The sequence below is a fragment of the Chrysiogenia bacterium genome (genome assembly GCA_020434085.1).
In the GTDB taxonomy this organism is placed as follows: domain Bacteria; phylum JAGRBM01; class JAGRBM01; order JAGRBM01; family JAGRBM01; genus JAGRBM01.
Genome location: JAGRBM010000503.1, coordinates 1 through 4,869 on the forward strand (window position 1 = coordinate 1; position 4,869 = coordinate 4,869).

General features: G+C 64.7%; 3 protein-coding genes. 2 read left to right on the forward strand and 1 reads right to left on the reverse strand.

From position 1 onward, the window contains the following. The coding region (locus KDH09_16940; GenBank protein ID MCB0221386.1) for an AMP-binding protein at positions 1–1,469 on the forward strand (1,469 nt) is incomplete at its 5' end. Between the two features lie 97 nt (positions 1,470–1,566). Further along, the gene (locus KDH09_16945) at positions 1,567–3,162 is read left to right on the forward strand and encodes a VWA domain-containing protein (GenBank protein MCB0221387.1); all 1,596 of its coding nucleotides are present in this window, start codon (positions 1,567–1,569) and stop codon (positions 3,160–3,162) included. Here the strand turns inward: KDH09_16945 and KDH09_16950 are convergent. Then, on the reverse strand, positions 3,159–4,869 hold a 1,711-nt coding region (locus KDH09_16950), incomplete at its 5' end, for a DUF748 domain-containing protein (GenBank protein MCB0221388.1). The two genes, KDH09_16945 and KDH09_16950, sit on opposite strands and share 4 nt — an antisense overlap.

Sequence of the window (4,869 nt, forward strand, 5' to 3'; positions counted from 1 at the left end):
AGGTGCGCGAGGCCACCTACGCGCAGCTCGCCGCCGAGACGGGGCGCTTCTCGCAGGTGCTGCGCGACCTGGGGATTGCTCCCCGGGATCGCGTCCTCATCCGCCTGCCCAACTGCCTCGAATACCCGATTTCGTTCCTGGGCGCGCTGAAGAGCGGCGCCATTGCCGTGCCGACCAGTACGCTGCTCAAGGCCGAGGAAGTCGGCTACCTGGCCGAGGACTCGGGCGCCCGCGCGCTGGTCACGCACAAGAACATGTGGAGCGCGCTCGCCGACGAGGTCGCCCACCACCCGCACCTCGAAACGGTTCTGTTGTTTGGTGAAGGCGCGCTGCCTTCGAGCGACAAGGTAAGGCTCCTCGACTTTGAAACCGAAATGGCCAAAGTCGAAGCGTGGGAGCCGCCGGCAAGGACGCGCGCAAGCGATCCGGCCTATCTCGTCTACACTTCAGGAACCACTGGTTTTCCAAAGGGCGTGCTTCACGCGCACCGCGCGCTTCTGGGGCGTCTGCCCTCGGCGCATTACTGGTTCAACTACGTCGAAGGCGAGCGAATCCTGCACTCGGGAAAGTTCAACTGGACCTACGTGCTGGGCACCGGAATGATGGACCCGCTCTATCAGGGAAAGAGCGTGCTCGTCTACGAAGGAAAGAACGATCCACACACCTGGCCCGAGCTCATCGCCCGCCACGGCTGCACGACCTTCATCGGCGTGCCCACGGTGTATCGCCAGATCATTCAGCGCACCGAGTTTACGAAGAAGGACGTGCCCACGCTGCGCCACTGCATGAGCGCGGGCGAGCATCTCTCGGACGAAGTCCTGCACGAGTGGAAGGCGCGCTTTGGCGTGGATGTCTACGAGGGCATCGGCATGAGTGAGTGCAGCTACTACATTTCCCAGCGCGCCGATCGCCCCATCCGTCCCGGCTCGGCGGGCTTCCCCCAGCCCGGCCACTTCGTGAAACTGCTCGACGAAAACTTTGAGGAAGTCCCCCGGGGCGAGGAAGGAATGCTCTGCATTCCCGAGAGCGACCCGGGCCTGTTCCTCGAATACTGGAAGAAGCCCGAAGAGACCGCGGCGCTGCGAAAGAACGGCTGGTTTCTCACCGGTGATTACGGGCGCATCGACGGGGATGGCTACTTCTGGTTTCTGGGGCGCCGCGACGACATCATCAATTCCTTCGGCTACCGCATCTCCCCCCACGAGATCGAGCGCGTGCTCAAGGGCCATCCCGGCATCGCCGACTGTGTTGCGCTGGGCGAAGAAATCGGCCCGGACAAGGTCCTCGTCGCCGCCTGCGTCATTCCCGCCGAGGGCGCGCAGCCCGGCGAGGAGGAAATCCTGGCCTACGGCAGGGAGCACCTGGCCGACTACAAGGCCCCCAAAAAGGTGCACTTCTGCACGGAGTTCCCCCGCACCAAGAACGGCAAGGTCCTGCGCCGGGCGCTGCTCGAGCAGCTCGCCCGTTAATTTGTGTTCATCGCGCGCGATTTCGTTGCGCGCCCCGCGCGCGCTGCGATAGGCTGATCCCATCAATCCAGAATCGCCGACCGACGGGGGACACGCCATGACTCGCCCAGCCCGCATCCTTGTGTTGCTGCTTGCCTGCCTTGCCGCTGCCTGTGGTTCCAAGAATGCCTCTTACTACGTGACACAGAAGCAGCTCGATCATGCGCTGGAGTCGGATCTTCCGGTGCAGCTTGCCTTTGATGAGACCCTGCGCGTCGACGAGTACATCAATGCCTTCGCCCAGGACGAGCTGCCAGCGCCGGGGGAAGGCGAGGCGCTCGCCCTCTCGATGGCCTGGCTCCAGCCGGGCGCGGCAAAAAATGGCCGCACCCTGGCGCAGGTGGCGGTGAAGAGTCGCGGTGCGACCCGCGAAGAACGTAAGGTTACGCTGGGGCTCTCTTTCGTGCTCGATGTGAGCGGCTCCATGCGTAGCGACGACAAGCTCACAGACTCGCTCAAGGCGCTTGAGAATGCGGTGCTCGAACTTCCGACGGGGACGTGGTTCTCGCTGGTTCTCTTCGATGATGCCTCGCATCTGGCCATTGCCCCGGTGGCGGTCACTGCCGAGAACCGCGAGAGCATCGTGGCCACCATTCGCAACGTGCAGCCCGGCGGCGGAACCAACATCGAGGAAGGCCTCATCGGAGGCTACGCCCAGATGGCGAAGTTCCCCGAGGGAATCTTCTCGCGGCTCGTACTGCTCACCGACGGGAAATCGAACGTCGGCGTAACCAATCCACGCGAGCTGGCAAAACTTGCGGAAAGCGAATACCGCGAGGGCGCGCGCATCTCGACCATTGGTCTCGGGCATGATGTGGATGAGCGGGTGCTGCGAAAAATCGCCGAGGACGGCAGCGGCGACTTCTACTTTGCCGACAAGGCCGAGACCCTTGCGAAGTTCCTGCGCGAAGAACTGCGCAGCATGCTGATCCCGGTGGCTCGGGGCGCGAAGCTGCGCCTTTCAGCCGTAGAGGGGGCACGGATCAGGAGGGTCTACGGCTACGAGAATGCGCCCCGCGACGAGAGCGGTGCCATCGTCATCGACATCGGCGACCTGGACGTGGATAACTGGCGCATCCTGATGGTGGAGATGGAGGGCACAGGTGATGCCGCCGCGCCGCTTCGCGCCAAGCTCAGCTACGCCGATGCGGCCGGCGCTGCCCGGCCCGCACTCGCCGCCGCGACAAAGCGCGGTGATTCCTCCGAGCCGCTCAACCGCGCGGTGGCGCGCAACGCCGTCATTTTCGCCAACGCCATGGCACTCAAGGACGCCTCGCGCCTGCAGCGCGAGGGCAAGGTGAACGAGGCGCTGGACCTGATCACGGTGCAGCTCGCCAATACGCAGGTGGCCATGGGCTGGGACGACACGGGCGCGATGGCGAAGGAAGCCGACACGCTCGCCAAGACGCGGCTCTTGCTGCTTCGCACGAAGGGCGTTGATCTTGAGCGCGCCAGCGCGAAGGTGGAAGTGCCCGAGGACCAGGGCCTGTGGAACGATGCCAACAAAAAGCGCCTGCTGCGCGCGGCCTTCCGCATCGGCGAGCAACTGGCGCCGGGGCCGTGGGGAATCCTCGTCGGTGTCTTCGCCGATGTCTATCTTGCCGAAGATGGTGAAGAGGGCAGCGACCGCGCCCTCTTCAAGGGGACGCTCTAGTTCACCTTCAGCGAAAGCTCACTGTTCACACTCTCTTCGGTTGCCTTTGCGCTGAGTGATACCTCGCGCAGGAAGACGCGGCCGGGTTCGATGCCGGCGCTTTCGATGAGATAGCTCTGAATGGCCTCGGCGCGTTTTCGTGAGAGCACGCGCAGGTCGGCTTCGGTGACCTCCTGCGCGGCGGCAAGGCGCTCCTTCATCTCTTCGCTGACGGCAGCCTCTTCCTGGGGCTCGGGCAGCAACAGGGCGCCCGCGGCGGCGCGGGCCTGCCGGAGTTTTTCGCGCACAGCGCGCCAGGTCTCCGAGAAAGTTTCCTCATAGATGTCTTCGAGCAGCTCGCGTGCCTCGCTTGCGGGAACCGGGGTGGTCAGCTCGACGAGCCCCTCGGCCTTGAGATAGCGCTGGCGGATCAGGTCCTCGACCTTCGCGAGTTGCAGGGCAGGGGGCTCGCTCTGTGCGTCGCTCGCGCCCTGAATCTCCAGCACGAGGGAACCCTTTGCGGCCAGTGCCCTGGCGACCGCGTCGAGCTTTTCCTGCTGCGCCAGATCGAGCACCGCGCGGCCCGGCGCGAAGGCAATCTGGCTGAGCTCCTCGGGATTGGAGATGCCCGCCATGCCCGCGACCGATCCGAGCGCGGAAAAGGGTGAGGTCGTTACCTTCGTGAGGATGTTGAGGAGCGTGTCGACCAGCAGGCCGCTCGCGCTAAAGCTGGGATCATCGAGCTCGCCGCGCACCGCGACGTCGAGGTGGATCTCGCCGGCACTGTCCTTGAGTAGCGTGACGCCGAGCTTGACCGGCAGGCTGGTTGCGTCGGGGCTGTCGGTGGACTCGCCGAAGGTGAACTGGTCGATGAAGACCTTGTTCTCTCCGGTGAGCACGCGCTTTTCAAGTCCGTATTTCAGATCGAGGTCGAGCTTGCCCTTGTCGATCACATAGCCCGCGTACTTGCCCGAGTAGGGCGAGAAGGAAGTCAGGTCGATGCCGCGCGCGTCGATTTTCAGATCGCTGTAGGCCTGCGCCGCCAGCGGGTTGATCACGCCCTTGATCGTGAGCGGCGCGTGCTGGTTCACGCTGGCAGAGAGATCGACTGCCGCCTTCTCGCGCGGATCAGATGAGAGGCCCGTGACGTTCCCCTTTAGTTCGCGCAGTGCAATGACAAATGCCGGGGTGAGGCTCTCGTCGGTAAACGAGAACTCGCCGCCGCTCAGATCGACGCGCGTGACATTGATGACCGGCGCCGGGCCGCTCTCTTCCTTTGCAGGCGCCGGTTCGGCCGGTTTGGGCGGGAAGATCTCGGCGAGGCTGCTCTTCCCGCGCGCGTCGGTCGCAATGGCAACGCTCGGGCGGTCGATGCGAAGCGATTCCAGAGAGAGCACAAGCGGCGCGGTCTGCAGGTCGATGCCGTCGAGATGCAGCGCGCCCACGCCGGCGAACTTCGTGCCGCTGCGTGCCGCGCTGGTGGCGAGCTCATTGACGTGCACGAGCCCCGCGTAGCGAAGCGCATTCTCGCCCTGATCATTGCGGGCAAGGCCCAGCTTGCCCTTCACGTCGAGCGTGCCGCTGTCGAGGGAGAGCTGCGAGCTCTGGCGAATGTATCCCTCGGCGGGTTTGAGAGAGAGCGCGCTCACATCCACGTCGAGGTCGAGCGTCAGCGGATCGAGCGCGGCGGTGCCGCTCACGCGCACGGGGCTCTCCCCGATGGTGGTG